Annotated in this window: 3 protein-coding genes and 2 pseudogenes; 4 read left to right on the top strand and 1 reads right to left on the bottom strand. The window is 54.6% G+C overall.

The window, feature by feature from the left end:
- The first annotated feature begins 38 nt into the window (after positions 1-38).
- The 4 genes and pseudogenes from ACFDS3_RS20435 to ACFDS3_RS20450 all read left to right on the top strand — a co-directional run bounded on the left by ACFDS3_RS20435 (position 39) and on the right by ACFDS3_RS20450 (position 2516).
- Positions 39-272 (top strand): HNH endonuclease, encoded by a 234-nt coding sequence (locus ACFDS3_RS20435; RefSeq protein ID WP_375264163.1) that lies wholly within the window; start codon positions 39-41, stop codon positions 270-272.
- Between the two features lies 1 nt (position 273).
- Complete coding sequence (locus ACFDS3_RS20440) at positions 274-2085, top strand: DEAD/DEAH box helicase (protein WP_375264162.1); 1812 nt, start codon at positions 274-276, stop codon at positions 2083-2085.
- Positions 2082-2291 (top strand): annotated as a pseudogene (locus ACFDS3_RS20445) (EcoRII N-terminal effector-binding domain-containing protein); the annotation flags it as partial. The gene ACFDS3_RS20440 and the pseudogene ACFDS3_RS20445, both read left to right, overlap by 4 nt.
- 51 nt (positions 2292-2342) lie before the next feature.
- Positions 2343-2516, top strand: a complete 174-nt coding sequence (locus ACFDS3_RS20450) for a hypothetical protein (protein WP_375264164.1) — start codon at positions 2343-2345, stop codon at positions 2514-2516.
- A 14-nt stretch (positions 2517-2530) separates the two neighbouring features.
- On the opposite strand, the pseudogene ACFDS3_RS20455 reads toward ACFDS3_RS20450, so the two are convergent.
- Positions 2531-2751 (bottom strand): annotated as a pseudogene (locus tag ACFDS3_RS20455) (hypothetical protein); the annotation flags it as partial.

Genomic DNA, 2751 nt, shown 5'->3' on the forward strand with positions numbered 1-2751 from the left:
GTGAACGCAACCCGAGAAACCGGCTACTGTGCCTACGCGTGCATGGCGAAAGGTGCCTCGCCTGCGGAATTGAACCGACGCGTCGATACGGCGACGCCGGAGGTATTATCGAAGTTCATCATCTGGAGCCTCTCGCGCTGCTCAAGAAGCCGCGTCCTTATGATCCTGTAAGCGACCTTGTCCCGCTTTGCCCGTGTTGCCACAGAGCCGTCCATACAAGACATCCGATGCCTTGGTCGATCGAAGACCTCCAATCGATGATGAAGGCCTGAGATGGTTGATCTACCGTCCCTTCCAACCACGTTCGAAGCCCTACGTGGGGAATTGCCGGAGGGTTACTCCATCTCAGAGAGGTTGCTTGAGCCGTTCATCGCGCTCGACCGCAGGGGCGAGAAAATTGTGGTTAAGCTGGGCGGCATTCGAACCGTAAGAGGCGAGAAGCGCAAGCTCTGGGCCCCGACCATTCGTCACACTTGGGTAGTGGATGGAACAGTCCTAAGACCGCTGCCGCGCGACTCTGCGGATCTGCTTGCAAGAGCTCTGGAAGAGGAGAATCCGGAAAACTTGACGTTCAGCTCCGCAATCAAGCTCATCAGGTCGCATGAAGGTGGCGTTGTGACCATCCCGGATGAGTCCGTGCTTCAGACAGGGAATACAGCGGCGGAGCACCACGATGGAACATTGAATATAGACGGCCTCAAAGCTGATCTGTTCCCATACCAAGCTCGCGGCGTCCAATGGATGTGGAATACCGTCTCACGCACTGGGGGTCTCATCCTGGCTGACGAGATGGGACTGGGCAAAACGCTACAAATCATCGCACTCCTTATGCTTGAACGTCCAGAACAAGCCGCGCCGGCCCTGATCGTATGTCCGACCAGTCTCATCGCGAACTGGGTGCGTGAGATCGAAAGGTTTGCTCCAGACCTGAGCGTCGCAGTGCACCGGGGTGCTCACCGCGCAGGCGTATATCGCGAACTGCAGAAATCTAGCGTAGTAATAACTACCTACGAGACGATGGTAAACGATATATCCATCTTCTCATCACTCGAATGGTCCTGGGTGATATGCGATGAAGCGCAAGCGATAAAGAACCCGCACTCAAATCGGCGTCGAGCCATCGACAGCGTTCCAAGAAAACGCGCGATACCAATGACGGGCACTCCGGTAGAAAATACGTTGCTGGACCTTTGGTCATTGACCGATTTCGCTATCCCAGGACTGCTTGGCAATCAAAGTGAATTCGAAAGGGAATTCCCCGACAGTCTCGATTCTGGACAGGCGTTAGGGAAATTGACCGATCCCATCATTCTCAAAAGGAGAGTGGCAGACGTCGCCGCAGATTTACCAGAACGCATTGACATCGATGTCCCTCTCGAACTTGATGACAGGCTCGTAGATCATTACCGAGAGGTCCGGGACGCAACACTGGCGAAGTATCCGGTCGCCGGAGCATTGGTCGCAACACTCCAATTGCAACTGCTTTGCGCGCATCCGTGGCTTCGGAAAGATGGTGCCGACGAAGAAGATGCAGAGGTCATGCCTTCCTCTACAATGCCTCTCATAACCCCAAAGATGGAAAGGACTGTCGACCTCCTGCGTGAAGCCTTCTTAAATGGCCGCAAGGTCATAATTTTTTCTCTTTTCAATAGGATCGGTGACCTATTGAGGGAAGCATGCTCTAATTTTCCCTACACCCACTGGGGCGCTATCAATGGGGCAACACCGCAGGAAGATCGCCAGACCATCATCGATGTCTTTGCCGCACATGACGGTGCTGCCTGCCTCATCTTGAATCCCAAGGCGGCTGGTGCCGGTCTCAATATCACTGCAGCAACCGTGGTGATCCACTTCACGCCGGTCTGGAATCCCGCGCTGGAGGCGCAAGCCAGTGCTCGAGCACATCGGCGAGGTCAAACCGAGCCAGTGACGATCTACAGACTCTTTTATAAAGATACTGTCGAGGAGGTGATGATAGACAGGTCAACATGGAAAAGGGACCTAGCAAATCAGACCGTTCCCGTCTCGACAAGGGATGCCGACGACCTCCAGCTCGCGCTTGAAATACTCCCGAGGAAGACATGACAAGACAAACTTTCCGAAAACCCCTAAGCTCGAATGACGTTGGCACAACCGGTGGCCATCAGGGCGGGATATTGATCCCAAAAAGCGAGAAAGAACTTCTTAAAATTCTTCCCCCTTTGGATGCAGGCGTTAAGAACCCAGATGCTTGGATCATGTGCACTGACGACGCGGGGCACAGGCTTCGGTTTCGTTTTGTATACTACAACAATAAGCTGCACGACGAACGCGGCACTCGCAACGAATACCGAATAACACACATGACCGGATGGTTTCGGGATGTGGGCGCGCGCGAAGGGGACGAATTCGAGATCTCGCGGGCCGAGAACTCGTCGGAGTATGGCATCGGTCTACGCCAGCGGTCTCGCGGCAACGAAACCGAAAACGACGAAGTCGTCCGGATCAAACTGACAGGATGGCGAAAGGTCCATTGAAGACCCTCTCCAAGTCAGTGCTGCCGCGCAAGGCTTGAGATCCGGATGCGCGGGGCTTCGTCCTCTTCTACGAAACCTTCGGCTCGGGCCATTTCGAGGAGCCCGTTGGCTATGATGGCCTGTTTTTCCGAAGGGATTTTTGTCGGAAGCATTCCGCAAGTTCTCAGTATGCCGGCCTCTTTCGGGCTGAGCAGTCGCTTGCTGCCACCCCACTCACGAAGGCGGTTCCAGAAAT

The sequence above is a fragment of the Palleronia sp. genome, from assembly GCF_042089775.1.
Taxonomy (GTDB): Bacteria; Pseudomonadota; Alphaproteobacteria; order Rhodobacterales; family Rhodobacteraceae; genus Palleronia.